General features: G+C 73.5%; 14 protein-coding genes and 1 riboswitch. Of the genes, 12 read left to right on the plus strand and 2 right to left on the minus strand.

Annotated elements, in window-relative coordinates; all coding sequences use genetic code 11:
• Positions 1–138: 138 nt before the first annotated feature.
• The 3 genes from G7072_RS19735 to holA all read left to right on the plus strand — a co-directional run bounded on the left by G7072_RS19735 (position 139) and on the right by holA (position 4,679).
• Entirely contained in the window at positions 139–1,182 is a 1,044-nt protein-coding gene (locus G7072_RS19735; protein WP_206063293.1) for a ComEA family DNA-binding protein, read from the plus strand.
• A 283-nt stretch (positions 1,183–1,465) separates the two neighbouring features.
• Entirely contained in the window at positions 1,466–3,637 is a 2,172-nt protein-coding gene (locus tag G7072_RS05205) for a ComEC/Rec2 family competence protein (RefSeq protein WP_240917156.1), read from the plus strand.
• A 49-nt stretch (positions 3,638–3,686) separates the two neighbouring features.
• Entirely contained in the window at positions 3,687–4,679 is a 993-nt protein-coding gene (gene holA, locus G7072_RS05210) for a DNA polymerase III subunit delta (protein ID WP_166084560.1), read from the plus strand.
• 159 nt (positions 4,680–4,838) lie between these two features.
• Here the strand turns inward: holA and rpsT are convergent, their stop codons facing one another.
• The gene (gene rpsT, locus G7072_RS05215) at positions 4,839–5,099 is read right to left on the minus strand and encodes a 30S ribosomal protein S20 (protein WP_166084561.1); all 261 of its coding nucleotides are present in this window, start codon (positions 5,097–5,099) and stop codon (positions 4,839–4,841) included.
• A gap of 240 nt (positions 5,100–5,339) precedes the next feature.
• Positions 5,340–6,326: a phosphotransferase gene (locus G7072_RS05220; RefSeq protein WP_166084562.1), complete on the minus strand. Its 987-nt coding sequence runs from the start codon at positions 6,324–6,326 to the stop codon at positions 5,340–5,342.
• Between the two features lie 163 nt (positions 6,327–6,489).
• On the opposite strand from G7072_RS05220, the gene lepA reads away from it, so the two are divergent.
• From lepA to G7072_RS05265, 9 genes are all read left to right on the plus strand, one after another.
• On the plus strand, positions 6,490–8,364 hold the full coding sequence (gene lepA / locus G7072_RS05225) for a translation elongation factor 4 (protein WP_206063294.1): 1,875 nt from the start codon (positions 6,490–6,492) through the stop codon (positions 8,362–8,364).
• 71 nt (positions 8,365–8,435) lie between these two features.
• A riboswitch (cobalamin riboswitch) is annotated at positions 8,436–8,582 on the plus strand.
• Positions 8,583–8,652: 70 nt separating this feature from the next.
• A complete protein-coding gene (locus G7072_RS05230; RefSeq protein ID WP_166084563.1) occupies positions 8,653–9,735 on the plus strand; it encodes a prenyltransferase/squalene oxidase repeat-containing protein in 1,083 nt (360 codons plus the stop codon).
• Entirely contained in the window at positions 9,735–10,694 is a 960-nt protein-coding gene (locus G7072_RS05235) for a hypothetical protein (protein WP_166084564.1), read from the plus strand. Before G7072_RS05230 ends, G7072_RS05235 begins: the two co-directional genes overlap by 1 nt.
• A 6-nt stretch (positions 10,695–10,700) precedes the next feature.
• Positions 10,701–11,900 (plus strand): CbiQ family ECF transporter T component, encoded by a 1,200-nt coding sequence (locus G7072_RS05240; protein WP_240917157.1) that lies wholly within the window; start codon positions 10,701–10,703, stop codon positions 11,898–11,900.
• Complete coding sequence (locus G7072_RS05245; RefSeq protein WP_166089717.1) at positions 11,884–13,521, plus strand: ATP-binding cassette domain-containing protein; 1,638 nt, start codon at positions 11,884–11,886, stop codon at positions 13,519–13,521. The genes G7072_RS05240 and G7072_RS05245 overlap by 17 nt, the downstream gene beginning before the upstream one ends.
• On the plus strand, positions 13,518–14,438 hold the full coding sequence (locus G7072_RS05250) for an ECF transporter S component (protein ID WP_346766219.1): 921 nt from the start codon (positions 13,518–13,520) through the stop codon (positions 14,436–14,438). The genes G7072_RS05245 and G7072_RS05250 overlap by 4 nt, the downstream gene beginning before the upstream one ends.
• Positions 14,438–15,370, plus strand: coding sequence for an aminoglycoside phosphotransferase family protein (locus G7072_RS05255; RefSeq protein WP_166084565.1), 933 nt, complete (start codon positions 14,438–14,440; stop codon positions 15,368–15,370). The genes G7072_RS05250 and G7072_RS05255 overlap by 1 nt, the downstream gene beginning before the upstream one ends.
• Positions 15,371–15,418: 48 nt before the next feature.
• Complete coding sequence (locus G7072_RS05260) at positions 15,419–16,069, plus strand: MOSC domain-containing protein (protein ID WP_166084566.1); 651 nt, start codon at positions 15,419–15,421, stop codon at positions 16,067–16,069.
• A 188-nt stretch (positions 16,070–16,257) separates the two neighbouring features.
• Positions 16,258–18,075 (plus strand): long-chain fatty acid--CoA ligase, encoded by a 1,818-nt coding sequence (locus tag G7072_RS05265; RefSeq protein WP_240917158.1) that lies wholly within the window; start codon positions 16,258–16,260, stop codon positions 18,073–18,075.
• Positions 18,076–18,093 lie beyond the last annotated feature (18 nt).

Raw genomic sequence — 18,093 nt, forward strand, 5'->3', positions numbered from 1 at the left:
CCCGCGCAGGCTCGTGCGGGGTGCTTTTCCCACGCATCTGACGTGGAGACCCGCATCCGGCGTGGGTGAACAGGCCGGTTCTCCACAGCCGGCGAGCGGGCGCCCCGCGCCCGTGTCGAGCGCGCCTAGCGTGCCCGGATGCGCAGACGACCCGCCGCTGATGCCCATGCGACCGAGGTCGCCCGCCGACGCCTCGAGGCGCTGAGCCGCGAGCTCGGTCTGGACGGCGGTCGCGACGACCTGGACGGCACACCGAGCTTCGAGCGCGAGCCGGGTGACGACCGGCTCGTGGCCGCCGTCGGCGCGATGCACGGAGCGAGCCCCGTGCCGCGACGACGACCGGCGGCGTGGGCCATCGAGGAGAACGTGCCGCGCGGTGCGGTCGAGGGGCCGGATGAGCCCGCGCACCGGGGACCGGGACGCCACGCGCTGCCGCGGCTCTCGTGGCGCGAGCGCCTGGGCCTGTGGCTGACCGAGCGCTCCGGGGGCGGGCGCCAGTTCGGGGCCGCTCACCTGGCGGTCGTGGCCCTGCTGGTCGCGGGCAGCCTCGCGCTCGGGGCGTGGCACACGATGCGGGGCTCGGTCGAGCAGGCACCGGTGTCCGCTCCCACGCTGACCGCCCCCTCCATCGAGGGTGACGACGCCGGAGCAGCGGTGGATCCCGCGGCGGAGTCCGGGGAGACCGCTCCCGCGGCAGGGACCGCGGCCGGGGACGCGGCGAGCCCGGCGGCCGGGTCGGAGGTGGTCGTCGACGTGGTCGGCCGGGTACGTCGCCCCGGGATCGCCGTCCTGCCCGCTGGCTCCCGGGTCGTCGATGCGCTCAAGGCCGCCGGCGGCGCCCGCCCCGGGGTGCGCACCGACAGCCTGAACCTGGCGCGACCACTCACCGACGGCGAGCAGATCGTGGTGGGTCGTGCGGCAGCCGTGCCGGCACCACCCGCCGCGTCGGGCACGACCTCCGGGGCCACCTCGAGCGGCGCGTCTCCGACTGCCCTGGTCAACCTGAACACCGCCGACCAGGTGGCGCTCGAGACGCTGCCGGGAGTGGGTCCGGTGACCGCCGCGGCGATCCTGCAGTGGCGCACCGAGCACGGCGGGTTCACCGCGGTCGAGGAGCTGCTGGAGGTCAGTGGGATCGGGGACGCCACGCTCGCGGAGATCGCCCCGCACGTGACGATCTGACACAGTGCGAGCGGACGGCCCCCGCCCCCTGCTCCCACCGTCGGGCCCGGCGGACCCGGCCGGCCCCTCGGCCGCGGGTGGGGGGACGGCCGCGGCTGAGGGGACGACCCCGAGCGAGCAGACGGCCGCCGCCCAGCGAGCGGCACAGGACGCAGGGACGGCAGAGGCCGGAGGGACGGCGCGGGCCGGTGGGACTGACCCAGCACCCCGTGACCTGCGCGCACCGCAGCTCGCGGCGACGGCGTGGGCGGGCTGCGTCGTCGGGTTGCTGACGCCCGGGGCGGTGGCGGTCGCAGCCGTGACCCTGCTGGCGCTGGCCACGGCGGCTCTGGTCCGCCGCAGCCGGCTGGTCGCCGCCTGCTGCCTGCTCGCTGCGGGACTGTGCGGTCATGCGGCGCTGACCGTCGACCGGCTCGACTCCGGCCCGGTCGCAGCATGGGCCCAGGAGCGCCCCATCGTGACGGTGGAGCTGCGGGCGACCGCGGACGGAGTCGTGCGTGAGGGCGACCACGGCCCGTTCGCCCTCCTGCGCGCCGAGGGGACCGTGTGGACGGTCCGCGGGGAGACCGCCCGGGTATCCGCGCCGGTGCTCGTCATCGGTGACGAGTCGTGGGGCGACGTCGCGTGGGGGGACACGGTCCACGCCGTCGCGCGGCTGCAGCCCGCCGACGGGCACGACCTGGCCGCGGTGCTCAGCGCTGTGGGCGACCCGGAGGTCGAGGCCGGCCGCTCGGACGTGCTCGCGGGGGCGGACGCCGTACGCACCTCGGTCCGGACCGCCGCCCGGGACGGGCCCGGGCACTCCGACGCGCTCGTACCGGCGCTGGTGACCGGCGACGACGAGCGGCTGCCCACCGAGGTCACCGACGACTTCCGCACCGCGGGACTGACCCACCTGACCGCGGTGTCGGGCACGAACCTGACGCTGGTGCTGGCCTCGGTGCTGCTGCTCGCCCGCTGGGTCGGGGTCCGCGCCCGAGGGCTGCTCGTCGTCGGCGCGCTGTGCGTCGTGGGGTTCGTGCTGGTCGCCCGGCCCGAGCCGTCGGTGCTGCGGGCCGCCGTCATGGGCTCGGTGGCGCTCGTCGGTCTCGGGAGCGGAGGGCGCGCGGCCGGTGTGCGGGCGCTCGGTGCGGCGGTGGTGGTGCTGCTCGCCCTGACGCCGGCGATGGCGCTCTCACCCGGCTTCGCGCTGTCGGTCTGCGCCACGGCGGGCATCCTCGTGGGCGCGCCGGCGGTGCGCGACGCGCTGGCGTCGTGGCTGCCGCGCTGGCTGGCCGAGGCGATCGCGGTGCCGTGGGCGGCGCAGATGGCGTGCACGCCGCTGGTGGCAGGGCTGTCCGGTCAGGTGTCCTTGGTCGCCGTGGTGGCCAACCTGCTGGTCGCCCCGGCGGTCGGTCCGGCCACCGTGCTCGGCCTCGGCGGCGGGATCGTCGGGCTGCTCGTCCCGCCGCTGGGGCGCGTGGTCGGCTGGCTGGGCTGCTGCTCGGCGTGGCTCATCCTCGCTGTCGCCGAGCGTGCGGCCCGACTGCCGGGGGCGGAGGTGGCGTGGCCGAGCGGCTCGCTCGCCCTGGTGGTGCTCGTCGTGCTCAGCCTGGTCGGCCTCGTCGGCGCCTCGTGGGTGATGCGCCACCGGTGGCTCACGGTCGCGGCGGCACTGCTCCTGCTGGTGGCGATCCTGCGGCCGGCGCCGTCACCGGGGTGGCCGCCCGAGGGGTGGGTCCTGGTGATGTGCGACGTCGGACAGGGCGACGCCCTGGCGCTGCGGACCGGTCCCGCCGAGGCGGTGGTCGTCGACGCAGGGCCCGAGTCGGCGCTCGTCGACGGCTGTCTCGACGACCTCGGGGTGAGAAGGGTGCCGGCGGTCGTGCTGACCCACTTCCACGCCGACCACGTCGACGGGCTGCAGGGCGTGCTGGAGGGGCGGGCGGTGGGGGAGGTGCAGGTGACGTCGCTGCGGGAGCCGGCGTACGGCGCCGAGGAGGTGGACCGGCTCGCGGCCGCGCACGGCGTACCGGTGCGGGTGCCCGCAGTCGGAGAGCAGGCGGCGAGAGGGGAGGTGAGCTGGCGGGTCGTGGGGCCGCCACGGGTGCTGGGGGAGAACCCGAACGACGCGTCGCTGGTGCTCCTGGTCGAGGCCGGCGGGCTGCGTCTCCTGCTGGCCGGGGACGCGGAGCCGCCGGAGCAGGGTCAGCTCGAGCGGGCGGGCATCGGTGACGTCGACGTGCTCAAGGTCGCTCACCACGGCAGCCGCTACCAGGACCACGGGTTCATCGCCGACCTGCGGCCGCAAGTGGCGCTGGTGTCGGTGGGCGAGGGCAACGACTACGGGCACCCGGCCCCGGACCTGACGGCGTGGCTCACCGACGGCGGGGTCGACGTACGCCGCACCGACCGCGACGGCGACGTGGCCGTCGTGGTCGGCGAGGACGGGTGGGGCGTGGTGTCCCGGGGGTGAGGCCGGCGCCAGAGGAATGCTGTCGACGGGTTGTGGCAGGCTTCGCCGCATGAGTCCGCGCGCCGCCACCGACACCCACCCCTTGGGCTCGGTGACGCTGGTGACGGGGCCCGAGGAGCTGCTCAACGACCGGGTCGTGCGCGCCGCGCGCGCCGCCGTACGTCGTGCCGCTCCCGACTCCGACCTCACCGTCGTCCAGGCGGCCGAGCTGACCCGCGGCTCGCTGGGTGAGCTGACCGCGCCGTCGCTGTTCGCCACGACCCGGCTCGTCGAGGTCCGTCAGCTCGAGGACGTGCCCGAGGACAGCCACGACGGGATCGTGTCCTACGCGACCACCCCGGACGCCGACGTCGCGCTCGTCCTCGTCCACTCCGGCGGGCAGAAGGGCTCCGGCCTGCTGAATCGGTTGCGCAAGCTGCCGAGCGTGCACGAGCACAAGTCCGAGCAGGTGAAACCGGCCAACCTCGTGGGGTTCGTGATGGAGGAGGGCCGCAAGGTCGGGGGACAAGTCGACCGCGACGCCGCCGACGCGCTCGTCGAGGCCATCGGCGGCGACCTGCGCGCCCTCGCTGCGGCTGTCGAGCAGCTCAGCCACGACTTCCCGGGCCAGCCGTTGAGCACCGAGATCGTGGGGCGCTACTTCTCGGGACGCGCGGACGTGAAGGGCTACATCATCGCCGAGCATGCCCTGTCCGGGCGCACGGCGCAGGCGCTCGAGGAGCTGCGCTGGGCGCTCGAGACCGGCGTCGGGGGACCGGCCATCACGGGATCGTTCGCCTCGGCGGTGAGGTCGCTGGCACGGCTCAAGGGAGCAGCCCGCGGCATGCGCGACGCCGACCTGGCCCGTGAGGTCGGCGTGCCGCCGTTCCGCATCCGTCACCTGCGCGACCAGCTGCGCGGCTGGGACGAGCAGGGGCTGGGTGTGGCCGTCGGCGCGGTGGCCACCGCCGACGCGGAGGTCAAGGGAGCCGGCGCGCACGCCGGCTACTCGCTCGAGCGGATGGTCCTGACCCTGGCCGACGCGAGGGTCGGCGGGCGCTGACCGCGACGCGGCGTACCGTCCGGCGGGCAGCTCGGCGCCCGGACGCCCGGAAGGGGCTCGCGATCGGCTGAGCCGCCTGTCCGACGGGACCCCGGACGCACGAAAGCCGCCGACCCCGGAGGGGCAGCGGCTTCGAGCGTCACGCCGTGGAGGAGGGCCTCAGAGCGAGGAGGCCTGCTTCGCGATGGCCGACTTGCGGTTCGCGGCCTGGTTCTTGTGGATGACACCCTTCGAGGCGGCCTTGTCGAGCTTGCGGTTGGCGTCGGCGGCCAAGGTGCGGGCCTTCTCGGCGTCACCGGACTCGGCGGCCTCCTTGAAGCGGCGGATGGCCGTCTTCAGGGCGGACTTGACCGACTTGTTGCGCTCGTGCGCAACCAGGTTCTGCTTGTTGCGCTTGATCTGGGACTTGATGTTCGCCACGGGGCAGGCCTCAGTGCTTTCGATTGCGTTGACAGGTCGGATGCTCAGGGGCGCGGCGCACCCGGGGACGACCCGGTCGGCGCGCACGCGACAGGTGATCTTAGCAGCGGCGCCGGATCGGCCCCAAATCGAGCCGGGGAGCGCCTGCTTCCCTAACGATCCCGGCGCTTCCCGAGCGAAACATCGTTCGGGAAGTGCCGGTTTCACCAGGTACCTAGTGAAACCGACACCGACATCGCGCTACCAGTGGCGGCGGGAGGCGAGCCAGGACCAGGCGGCCTCGGCGCTCCAGCGGGCGTGGACGCCGAGGAAGGGGGAGCTCGCGCGGAGGGGCTGCTCTCCGGCGCGTCGCATCCATCCGGCGTACGCCGCCAGCCACACGTCGATCTCCTCGCCCGGGACCTCCCCGGTCAAGGGGTGGTCGGCCAGCAGCGGCTCGACGTCGACCCCGTCGCCGTGGGCGGCGACCAGGACGTCGACCACGTCGAGCCACACCGGCCCGCGGCACGGCCAGTTCCAGTCGCAGAGCAGCGTGCGGCCGTCGGCGCAGAGCAGGACGTTGTCGTCACGGGCGTCGCCGTGCACGAACCCCTGGCGCGGCAGGTCGGGCAGGCGGGCCGCCAGCGCGGCGGCCGAGCGGACGTGGCGGTCGTCGGGGGAGCGGGCCGCGAGGACCTGCCAGGCCCCGGCCAGCCCGGGGAACGCCTCGACGGCCGGGGGCAGCTCGTCGCCGAGGTCGTCGGCCACCTCAGCGGTGGACTGCGCCACCAGCGTCAGCAGCCCGAGGGTGCGGTCGAGCTCGTCGTCGCGCCACGGCCGCTCGGGGGTCAGCGCCCCGACGTCCTCGATGCCGAGCACCACCCACTCGTCGTCATCGTGGGTCCAGCGCAGCTCCGGCGCGGGCACGGCGTACGGCGCCAGGCGCGTCAGCACCCGGGCCTCCTCGGTGTAGGAGTCGGCGACGGCCCGTTGCGCGACCTTGCTGGCCGCCTTGACAAACAGCCGCGTCCCGTCGGCGGTGTGGAGCCGGGAGGCGAAGCCGGGGGTGAACCCGGTGCCCTGCGACTGCGACGACACCACGGGGGAGCCGAGCCGCTCCTCGACCTTGGCGCGCAGGGCGGCCGGGAGGTGCAGCCACGACAGGCGCCGGGCGGTGCGGCCGTGCGGCACCGCGGGGGCGGTGAGGACGGACGTCGAGGAGCCGGGCACCCGGCCATTGAACCGCACCGTCCGACCGTGGCCCGGCTGCGTGGGACACTGGGGGTGTCCGGCGCGTCGCCGCCCCCGGACCCCGCTCCACCCGCACCGTCCCCGCCCGTCGGCGGCGACCCAGCGGCCAGTCATCACCCAGCCCCGCCCAGATCATCGCCCAGTCATCGCAAAGGGAGTCGTGTCCAAGTCCTCGAGCCGTCCCGCGGCGCCTCAGCCGGGCAGCACCGACCCGTCGATCATCCGCAACTTCTGCATCATCGCCCACATCGACCACGGCAAGTCGACGTTGGCCGACCGCATGCTGCAGCTGACCGAGGTTGTCGACGCCCGCAGTGCCCGCGCGCAGTACCTCGACCGCATGGACATCGAGCGCGAGCGCGGCATCACCATCAAGAGCCAGGCCGTCCGCATGCCGTGGACGGCCCGCAGCGGTGACGAGAGCGGCACGACGTACGTGCTCAACATGATCGACACCCCCGGCCACGTCGACTTCACCTACGAGGTCTCCCGCTCGCTCGAGGCGTGCGAGGCCGCGGTCCTGCTCGTCGACGCCGCCCAGGGCATCGAGGCGCAGACGCTGGCCAACCTCTACCTCGCCCTCGGCGCGGACCTGCACGTCGTCCCGGTGCTCAACAAGATCGACCTGCCGGGTGCGGAGCCGGAGAAGTACGCCGCGGAGCTCGCCGGCATCATCGGCTGCGACCCGTCCGAGGTGCTGCGCGTCTCGGCCAAGACCGGCGAGGGCGTGCCCGAGCTGCTCGACGAGATCGTGCGCCAGACCCCGCCGCCCACCGGCGACGCCGACGCCCCGGCGCGCGCGCTGATCTTCGACTCCGTCTACGACACCTACCGCGGCGTCGTCACCTACGTGCGCGTCTTCGATGGCAGCCTCACCCACCGCGACCGGATCAAGATGATGTCGACCGGCGCGGTGCACGAGATGCTCGAGGTCGGCGTCATCTCGCCCGAGCCGCTGAAGTCCGCCGAGCTCGGCGTCGGCGAGGTCGGCTACCTCATCACCGGGGTGAAGGAGGTCCGCCAGTCCCGCGTCGGCGACACGGTGACGTGGCAGAACAACGGCGCGACCGAGCCGCTGAGCGGCTACAAGCACCCCAACCCGATGGTGTTCGCGGGTCTCTACCCGATCGACGGCGACGACTACCCGACCCTGCGCGAGGCGCTCGACAAGCTGCAGCTCAACGACGCGGCGCTGGCCTACGAGCCGGAGACCTCCGGCGCGCTGGGCTTCGGGTTCCGCTGCGGCTTCCTCGGCCTGCTGCACATGGAGATCGTCCGTGAGCGGTTGGAGCGCGAGTTCAACCTCGACCTGATCTCCACCACCCCCAACGTCGTCTACGACGTGACGATGGACGACGGCTCGACGGCCCAGGTCACCAACCCCAGCGAGTTCCCCGCGGGCAAGATCGCCGAGGTGCGCGAGCCGGTGGTGAAGGCCACGATCCTCACGCCGAAGGAGCACATCGGCACCATCATGGAGCTCTGCCAGGCCAAGCGCGGCAACCTCCAGGGCATGGACTACCTGTCCGAGGAGCGCCTCGAGATGCGCTACACGATCCCGCTGGCCGAGATCGTCTTCGACTTCTTCGACAACCTGAAGTCGCGCACCAAGGGCTACGCCTCGCTCGACTACGAGACCACCGGCGACCAGGCCGCCGACCTCGTCAAGGTCGACGTGCTGCTGCACGGCGACCCGGTCGACGCGTTCAGCGCGATCGTGCACCGCGACGCCGCCTACGCCTATGGCGTCTCGCTGGTCGGCAAGCTCAAGGAGCTCATCCCGCGCCAGCAGTTCGAGGTGCCGATCCAGGCCGCCATCGGCAGCCGTGTCATCGCGCGCGAGACCATCCGCGCCATCCGCAAGGACGTGCTCGCCAAGTGCTACGGCGGTGACATCAGCCGCAAGCGCAAGCTGCTGGAGAAGCAGAAGGCCGGCAAGAAGCGGATGAAGATGGTGGGCCGCGTCGAGGTCCCCCAGGAGGCGTTCATCGCCGCCCTCAACACCAGCGACCCGGGTCCGAAGGACAAGAAGTAGCGCCTCCCGCAGGCTCCGCGCGCAGCGCACGCGGGGCGACGTACGCCACAGGGGAGGGGTGCCCGAGCGGTGCTAGGGTGAGGCGCCGCCGTCCGGCGGCACACAACTCATTCACCTCGCCTGCCAGGGGAAGCCGGTCCAAGTCCGGCGCTGACCCGCAACCGTAGCCCTCCCTCGGGAGGGGAGCCGGAACACCTGCGGCCAGGGGATCTGACATCCACGCTGTCGCGGAACGCAGGTGGACTCCCTCCCGGGGTCCTGCCTGCATTGCAGCGGGAAGGGAAACCGATGCGCTTCCAGCGCTCTGCTCACCGAGCCCTCCTGGGACTCACCACCCTCGCCGTCGCCGCCGGTACGACGTTCGTCGGCCCGGCCGCCCAGGCCGCCACGGCTCCGGCGAGCGCCACCTCCGGCTGGCTGACCTCGCAGCTGCAGGACGGCATGCTGTTCACGACCTACGACGGGGTGCAGTACTCCAGCCCGGGCGTGACGCTCGACGCCGCCACGGCCATGCAGACCGCCGGCGTCCGGGCAGCGGCCCGCGACCGGGTGCTCGACCGCTTCGAGCGCGACGGCGCCGACTACTACGCGCCCGGAGGCAACGACTCCGCAGGCGGGATCGGCAAGACCCTGACCTTCGTCCTCGGCGAGGGCGTCGACGCCGACACCTTCGAGCCCGGCCTCGACGAGCGCCTCGAGGACCGTCTCGTCACGAGCGGGCCCGAGGCGGGGCGCGCGAAGGACGAGGGCGCGCCGGACTACAGCAACACGATCACGCAGAGCTTCGTCGTGCGAGCCCTGACCCTGGACGCCCCGGGCGCCGCGAGCGCGGAGCGCGCGACCGACTTCCTGCTGCAGCAGCAGTGCGAGGCCGGCTTCTTCCGGACCTACATGGACTCGGCCGACTTCACCTGTGACGGCGGCACCGACGAGGAGAGCGGGCCGAGCGTGGACGCCACGGCCTTCGCCGTGCTGGCCCTGGCCGAGTTCGAGCGCACGAGCGGCAGCGACCCTGTCGTCGACACCGCGCTCGCCGACGCCCGACGGTGGCTCCTGCGGACGCAGGCCGCCAACGGCTCCTTCAGCGACGAGGGAGTCCGCAACGCGAACTCCACCGGCCTCGCGGCGCACGCACTGTCCGAGCTCGGTCGCAGCGCCGCCGCCCGCGACGCCGCCCGCTGGGTCGCGAAGCTGCGAGTCACCACGAAGATCGCCAACCAGACCGCGCTCGACAAGGCCGACGTGGGCGCCATCGCCTACACCGCGGCCGACCTCGCCGCGGCCAAGCGACGCGACATCACCGCCGACCGGCTGTACTACTGGCACAACGCCTCCGCGCAGGCGCTGGTCTCGCAGAACCTGATCGGCTGATGCAGCTCCGGCTCGCTCCGTCGAGGGCGGCGACCGTGGTCGCCGCCCTCGCGGTCTCGTTCGCTGCCCTCCCGGTCGTGGCGGGCGGGGCTCCCGCGGTCGCCTCGGCCGGCGCGTGCTCGCCGGGGACCGGCGTCACGATCGTGGTCGACCGGAACCCCGGCGACGGCGCCGAGGGCGCGAAGTACTGCGCGTCCGGCAGCGGCCGGACGGCCAAGGCCGCGATGGAGGCCGCCGGCGTGCCGGTCGAGGAGGTCAGCTCCGAGCCGGGCTTCGTCTGCAAGATCCAGGGCTACCCCGCGGAGCAGTCCTGCCAGCAGACGCCGCCGGCGAGCGCCTTCTGGAAGCTCTACTGGTCCAACGGCACCTCGGCCAGCTGGAACGTGAGCTCCTACGGCTACGCCTCCCTCCGGGTGCCGACCGGTGGCTCGGTGGGCTGGGCCTACCAGGGCGGCGGCTCGGGGGCCCCCGACGGCTCCCCGAGCACGAAGCCGTCCCCGTCACCCTCGAAGCCGGCCGGTGGGTCCGGGGGGAGCACGAAGCCCTCACCCTCACCGAGCCAGCCGTCGGCCACGCCGTCGACGTCGGCCCCGGCGCCCTCCGCGTCCGCCTCCACCGCACCGAGCGCGAGCGCCTCGGCCGCGGAGCAGGCCGGTCCGAAGGTCAGGGAGAAGGCAGCACGCGAGAAGAAGGCCGACACGAAGGGTGAGAAGAAGTCGGACCGGAAGAAGGATGACGACGCTCCCGCCAAGCAGCGGGGTGCGGGTCGCGACGAGCCGACCGACCTGCTCGAGCCCTCCGAGGGCGAGACGGTGACCTCGGGCGAGCTCGCGACCCCGGTCAGCGCCGATGCCGCGGGCATGACGGGCAGCGACCTCGCCCTGCTGGGCGTGGCGGGCGTCTGCATCGCCGGGCTCGCCGCCTCGGCCCTCGTCATGGCACGACGTCGGAGGTCCTGACCCGGCGTGACGCACCCACCGGAGGCCGGGGCCACGAGCGCCGGCTCCGCCACGACAGCCGCCGCGGCGACCACGGGTCGCCGTCGGCGGCTGCCGCGCGACCTGCACCCGGTCGCCTGGTGGCTGTGGGCCCTCGGGCTGGCCGCCGCGGCGACCCGGACGACCAACCCCTGGCTGCTCGTCCTGATCGTGCTGGTCGCCTCGGTCACCGTGCTCGCGCGGCGCACCGACGCACCATGGGCGCTGTCGTTCCGGCTCTACCTCGTCCTGGGTGGCGTCGTGGTGCTGCTGCGCGTGGTCTTCCGCATCCTCTTCGGAAGCGGCTACGGCGAGACCGTGCTCCTCGACCTGCCGGCGGTGCCGCTGCCGGACTGGGCGGCGGGCATCACGCTGCTGGGACCGGTCGCACTCGAGTCGCTGCTCGCGGGTGCCTACGACGGCATGCGCCTGGCGACGGTCATCATCTGTGTCGGAGCGGCCAACTCGCTGGCCGACCCGCGCAAGCTGCTGGCCTCGCTGCCCGCGGCGCTCTACGAGGTGGGGACGGCCGTGGTGATCGCCTTCTCGCTGTTCCCGCAGCTCGCCGAGTCCGTCCAGCGCGTACGACGAGCCCGTCGCCTCCGCGGTGAGACCGGACGGGGCATCCGTGCCCTGCGGCGGATCGTCGTCCCGGTGCTCGAGGACGCCCTGGACCGGTCGGTCGCCCTGGCCGCGAGCATGGACGCCCGGGGCTACGGCCGCTCGGGTGCCACGAGCCACCGCCGGGTCACCGGGGCCTTCCTGCTGATGGGTCTGCTCGGGCTCGTCGTGGGGTCCTACGCCTATCTCGACACGACCGCGCCCCGGGTGCTGGCCTGGCCGATGCTGGTGGTCGGCCTCGCGCTGGCGCTGGGCGGGTTCCTGGCCGCCGGCCGCGGCGTGGCTCGGACCCGCTACCGGCCGCCGCGCTGGCTGGCGGCCGACGTGCTGACCGCCGTGACCGGGCTGGTGGCCGCGGTGCTGATGACGGTGGCCGCCCGCGACCTCGTCGTGGTGCTGCCCGACCCGTCCCGGGTCCCGCCGCTGTCGTCGCTGGCCCTGCTGGCGTGCCTGGTCGGGCTCGTCCCCGCCTTCGCCACACCGCCGCCGGTGCTCGGACCCACGACGGGCCAGGCCGGCGCGACCGACGACGTGGCAGGAGGTGAGCCCCTTGCTCGCGTGGCGTGAGGTGTCCTTCGCCTACGACCCGGACGCCGAGCCGGTTCTGCGCGGCGTCGACCTCGAGATCGAGGAGTCCGAGCTGGTGCTGGTCGCCGGGCGCACCGGCAGCGGCAAGTCGACGCTGCTGCGCACCCTGAACGGCCTGGTCCCGCGCTTCAGCGGCGGGGTGCTGAGCGGCGACGTGGTGGTCGGCGGGCGGTCGGTCCGTGACGCCAGCCCCCGCGAGCTGGCCGACCTGGTGGGCTTCGTGGGTCAGGACCCGGTGCAGTCGTTCGTCACCGAGGTCGTCGAGGACGAGCTGGCCTACGGCATGGAGCAGCTCGGCGTCGCCCCCGGCACCATGCGCCGCCGCGTCGAGGAGACCCTCGACCTGCTCGGCATCTCCGAGCTGCGGTCCCGCTCGTTGCGCACGCTCTCGGGCGGCCAGCAGCAGCGGGTCGCCATCGGCGCGGTTCTCACGATGCACCCGCGGGCTCTGGTGCTCGACGAGCCGACGTCGGCCCTCGACCCGACCGCGGCCGAGGAGGTCCTCGGCACCCTGGCCCGGCTCGTCGACGACCTGGGACTCACCGTCGTGCTCGCCGAGCACCGCATGGAGCGGGTCGTGCCGTTCGCCGACCGGCTCGTGCTCGTCGAGGACGGCCGGGTGCAGGTCGGCGACCCGGCGACGATGCTGGAGACCTCGGTCGTCGCGCCGCCGGTGGTGGAGCTCGGACGTCTCGCCGGCTGGAGCCCGCTGCCGCTGTCGGTGCGCGAGGCCCGGCGACGCTCGCGCGCGCTCAGTGAGCGGCTGGCAGCAGCCCCGCCGCCGGTGCGTCTCGCCGCGCGCCCGGCCGAGCTGGACACCGCCCCGGACGCGGGCACGACGTCGGGCGGGGCCCCGGCCCCGGTGCTGCGCGCCACCGACGTGGTCGTGACCTACGGCCGCACGGTCGCGGTGCGTCACGTCTCCCTCGACGCCCACGCCGGGCGGGTGACCGCGATCATGGGCCGCAACGGCTCGGGCAAGTCCTCGCTGCTGTGGGCGTTGCAGGGCACCGGTCGACGCCACGGAGGGCGCGTCCTGGTCGAGGGCACCGACCCGGCCGAGGTCGACGTACCGGCACGGCTGGTGGGGCTGGTGCCGCAGTCGGCCACCGACCTGCTCTACCTCGAGACCGTCGCCGCGGAGTGCGCCGCCGCGGACCGGCAGGCCGGCGTCGCCGCGGGCTCCTGCCGCGCGCTGCTCGACGAGCTCGTCCCCGACGTGCCCGACGACCGGCACCCGCGCGACCTCTCCGAGGGCCAGCGGCTGTGCCTCGTGCTGGCGATCGTGCTCGTGGCCAGCCCGCCGGTGGTGGTGCTCGACGAGCCGACCCGCGGCCTGGACTACGCCGCCAAGGCCCACCTCGCCGACATCGTGCGGCGCCTGGCCGGTCAGGGCCGGGCCGTGCTGACGGCCTCCCACGACGTCGAGTTCGTCGCGCAGGTCGCCGACGAGGTGGTCGTGATGGCCGCGGGGGAGACGGTCTCGTCGGGCCCGACCGCCGCGGTGCTGGCCGAGTCGCCGGCCTTCGCGCCGCAGACCACCAAGATCCTCGGCGACGGCTGGCTGACCGTCGAGCAGGTCCGGGCGGTGGTGGCGTGAGCACGCTGCGCGCCTCCCGCCGTGACGGCCCCGGCACCCGCGGCGCCGACCCGGTCGGACGCCACCTGCTGCCGCTGGGCCGCCGCTCCGCCGCGGTGCTGGGCCTCGCCTCGCTGGCCGGGCTGCTGATGTTCGCCTGGCCGCTGCTGCTGGTGCCGGACCCCGGGGCCGCCCAGGTGGCCCCGCCGTTCCTGTTCCTGGCCCTGCTGCCGGTGGTCGTCCTCGTGGTGCTCGCCGAGCTGTCCGAGGGCGGGATGGACGCCCGGTCGATGGCCCTGCTCGGCGTGCTCACCGCGGTGAACGCGGCGCTGCGCAGCCTGAGCGCGGGCGTGGCCGGCGTCGAGCTCGTCTTCTTCCTGCTGGTGCTGGCCGGGCGCGTGTTCGGGCCCGGGTTCGGCTTCGTGCTCGGGTGCACCTCGCTGTTCACCTCGGCGCTGCTGACCTCCGGCGTCGGCCCGTGGCTGCCCTACCAGATGCTGTGCGCGGCCTGGGTCGGGCTGGGCGCCGGGCTGCTGCCGCGCCGGGTGTTCGGGCGGCCGCTGCTGGGGCGCCGCGAGATCGCGGTGCTCGTGGTCTACGGCATCCTGTGCGCCTATCTCTTCGGCCTGCTGATGAACCTCTCGTCGTGGCCCTACACGCTCGGCATCGCGGTCCCCGGCCACGAGGGCACGCTGTCCTACGTGCCGGGCGCGCCGCTGGTCGAGAACCTCCAGCGCTTCGGGATCTACACGCTGCTGACCTCCACCGGCGGCTGGGACACCGGCCGCGCGATCACCAACACCCTGGCGATCCTCCTGCTCGGCCCGGCGGTCCTCGCCACCCTGCGGCGCGCCGCCCGCAAGGTCGCGTACGCCGCTCCCGTCGCGTCCGCGACGGACGCGACCTCGGGGCAGACGCCGGGACCCGGCACGCGCTGATGGTCCACCTGCCCGCCGGGGTGCGCGGCATGGCCGGCCGCGGCGAGACCTGGGCCGCCTGGGTCCGCGGGCTGCCCCGGCTGGCGGACGACCTGCTGGGGGAGTGGGACCTGCGCCAGGACGGCCTGGCCCAGCACGGCTACACGGCGCTCGTGCTCCCGGTCCGGGACCGCCAGGAGCAGCCGACCGTGCTCAAGATCGCCTTCCCCGACGACGAGTCGGCGTACGAGCACCTGGCGCTGCGGACCTGGCAGGGCCACGGTGCCGTGCGTCTGGTCCGGGCCGACCCGCGGCGGCGGGCGCTGCTGCTGGAGCGGCTGGAGGACCGCACGCTCGACACCGTCGACGCGATCGAGGCCTGCGAGGTCGTGGCCGGGCTCTACGGCCGGCTGCACGTGCCGGCCCCGCCCCAGCTTGACCTGCTGTCGGCCCGGGCGGCGCGCTGGGCCACCCGGCTGCGGGCCCTGCCGCGCGGCGCGCCGGTGCCGCACCGGCTCGTCGAGCAGGCCGCCTCCCTGGCCGAGGACCTGGCGCTCGACCCCGCCACCGACGGGCGGCTGGTCCACTTCGACCTGCACTTCCGCAACGTCCTGGCCGCCGGGCGCGGACCGTGGCTGGCGATCGACCCCAAGCCGCTGAGCGGTGACCCGCACGCGGAGGTCGCCCCGATGCTGTGGAACCGCTGGGACGAGGTGGTCGCGAGCGGCGACGTGCGCGAGGCCGTCCGAGACCGGTTCTTCACCCTCGTCGACCACGCCGAGCTCGACGAGGACCGGGCACGCGCCTGGGTCGTGCTGCGGGAGATGGTGATGGCCGTCGAGGAGCTCACCGCCGACGACGCGGGGCGCCGGTCCGAGAGCGCCGCCGCGGCGGCCGCGGTCACCACCGCAGTCACCATCGCGGTCACCATCGCGAAGGCCGTGCAGGACTGAGACGACCGAAAGCGCCCCTCGGGGGCGGGGGCGGCCCACACTGGGGCCATGAGCTTCCCGCGCCTCGCGTCGGTCAACGTCGGGACCGCGCGCACCCTCGAGCACAAGCCGCTGCTGGTCTCGGCCATCGACAAGCTGCCCGCACGCGGGACCGTCGAGGTCGACGGGTCGTCCCTGGTCGGTGACGAGGTCGCCGACACCCGGCAGCACGGGGGCACCTACCAGGCGGTCCACGCCTACGCCTCCGAGGACCTGGCCTGGTGGACCCAGGAGCTCGGGCGCCACGTCCGTCCCGGGCTGTTCGGCGAGAACCTCACCACCCTCGACCTGGACCTCAACGCGTGCATCGTGGGCGAGCAGTGGCTCGTGGGCACCGCACGCTTCCAGGTGTCCTCGGTCCGCACGCCGGGCCCCACCTTCGCCCGCTGGATGGGGCTGCAGGGCTTCGACAACGACCGCTGGACCGAGCGGTTCACCCGCCACGGGCGGGCCGGCGTCCACCTCACCGTCCTGGAGCGGGGATGGGTGCAGGAAGGCGACATGGTCACGGTCGTCGACCAGCCGAGCCACGGCCTGACCGCCGGCACGATGTTCCGCGCACTGACCACCGAGCCGGCCCTGCTGCCGCTGCTGCTGGAGGTCGACGGCCTGCCGCTGCACGTCTACGAGCGGGCCGAGCAGGGGCTGACCCGGCGCTGAGCCGCGGCTCGGCGTACGTCCCCGGGTGCGCCCGTCTCTCTGCCTGGCTCTGCGCCCCGCTCCGCGTGGGGACCCGGGTACCTACCCATCGGTAGAACCGGTGAACTAGGGTTCGCTCCAACACAACTGAGGCGGCCGTCACACCGGGGTGACGCGGTCGACCCACGGAGCCGGAGAGGTGTGCTGGGGTGTCCCCAATCGTCAAGGATGCAAGCGTCGTCGAGGACCGTCCGATGACGGTCGGCGAGCAGTTCATGGACCGTGTGGCCGCGGGAGGGGACCGTGAGGCCTTCCGTTTCCCCGACGGTGACGACTGGGCGTCGATCTCCTGGAAGGAGGTCGGGGCGAAGGTCACCCGCCTCGCCGCCGGGCTGGTCAAGCTCGGCATCGAGCCGCAGCAGCGCGTCGGCATCGCCTCGGGCACGCGCGTCGAGTGGATCTACGCCGACCTCGCCATCATGTGCGCCGGCGCGGCCACGACCACGGTCTACCCGTCCACGATGACCGACGACGTGGCCTACATCCTCTCGGACTCCGAGTGCCACATCGTCTTCGCCGAGGACGACGCCCAGATCGCCAAGCTGCGCGAGAAGAAGTCCGAGCTGCCGCACGTCCACAAGGTCGTCACCTTCGAGGGCACGGCGGACGGCGACTGGGTCATCGGCCTCGCCGACCTCGAGAAGCTCGGCGAGGACCTGCTCAACGAGAACGGCTCCGCGGTGCAGGAGCGCATCGACGGCACCGAGGGCGACTCGCTGGCCACCCTCATCTACACCTCCGGCACCACCGGCCGCCCCAAGGGCGTGCGGCTGCGGCACAAGTCGTGGACCTACGAGGGCGCGGCGATCCAGGCGCAGAACATCCTCTCCGAGGACGACCTGCAGTATCTCTGGCTGCCGATGGCGCACTCCTTCGGCAAGGTGCTGCTGAGCACCCAGCTGGCGATCGGCTTCGCCACGGCGGTCGACGGCCGGGTCGAGAAGATCATCGAGAACCTCGCTGTCGTGAAGCCGACCTTCATGGGCGCCGCCCCGCGCATCTTCGAGAAGGCGCACGGTCGCATCATGACGATGCAGGCGCAGGAGGGCGGGCTGAAGGAGAAGATCTTCAACGCCGCCTTCGCCGTCGGCAAGCAGGTCGAGAGCCGCAAGGCGCAGGGCAAGGGCATCCCGCCGCACCTGAAGGTGCTGCACGGGCTCTTCGACAAGTTGGTCTTCAGCAAGATCCGCGAGCGCTTCGGAGGGCGGGTCCGCTTCTTCATCTCCGGCGCCGCCGCGCTGAACCGCGAGGTGGCGGAGTGGTTCCACGTCGCCGGCATCCTCATCCTCGAGGGCTACGGCATGACGGAGACCTCCGCCGGCTCGGTGGTCAACCACCCCGACTCCTACAAGTTCGGCACCGTGGGCATCCCGATGCCCGGCACCGAGATCAAGATCGCCGAGGACGGCGAGATCTGCATCAAGGGCCCGGGCGTCATGGAGGGCTACCACAACATGCCCGAGGCGACCGACGAGACGCTGGTCGACGGCTGGGTCCACACCGGTGACATCGGTGAGTTCGACGGCGAGCACCTCAAGATCACCGACCGCAAGAAGGACCTCTTCAAGACCTCCGGCGGCAAGTACATCGCGCCGTCGGCGATCGAGTCGCAGTTCAAGGCGATCTCCCCGCTGGCCAGCCAGTTCCTCGTGCACGGCAACGAGCGCAACTACTGCGTCGCGCTGATCGCGCTCGACCCCGATGCTCTGGCCGACTGGGGCAACCACGCCGGCAAGGGGGAAAAGTCCTACGCCGAGCTGGTGAAGGACCCCGACCTCGAGAAGGTCATCGGCGAGCAGGTCGAGGAGCTCAACAAGCGCCTCAACCGCTGGGAGTCGATCAAGAAGTGGGTCATCCTCGACCACGACCTGACCGTCGAGTCCGGCGAGCTGACCCCCTCGATGAAGGTCAAGCGCAAGGTCGTGGAGCAGAACAACAAGGAGCAGATCGAGAAGCTCTACGCCTGATCGCCTGATCGCCTGATC

Source organism: Nocardioides sp. HDW12B, from assembly GCF_011299595.1.
In the GTDB taxonomy this organism is placed as follows: Bacteria; Actinomycetota; Actinomycetes; order Propionibacteriales; family Nocardioidaceae; genus Marmoricola_A.

Coding starts and splice junctions, on each gene's coding strand:
- G7072_RS05235 (WP_166084564.1), top strand. CDS start 9,735: ATGCAGCTCCGGCTCGCTCCGTCGAGGGCGGCGACCGTGGTCGCCGCC.
- G7072_RS05255 (WP_166084565.1), top strand. CDS start 14,438: ATGGTCCACCTGCCCGCCGGGGTGCGCGGCATGGCCGGCCGCGGCGAG.
- G7072_RS05260 (WP_166084566.1), top strand. CDS start 15,419: ATGAGCTTCCCGCGCCTCGCGTCGGTCAACGTCGGGACCGCGCGCACC.
- holA (WP_166084560.1), top strand. CDS start 3,687: ATGAGTCCGCGCGCCGCCACCGACACCCACCCCTTGGGCTCGGTGACG.
- G7072_RS19735 (WP_206063293.1), top strand. CDS start 139: ATGCGCAGACGACCCGCCGCTGATGCCCATGCGACCGAGGTCGCCCGC.
- G7072_RS05230 (WP_166084563.1), top strand. CDS start 8,653: ATGCGCTTCCAGCGCTCTGCTCACCGAGCCCTCCTGGGACTCACCACC.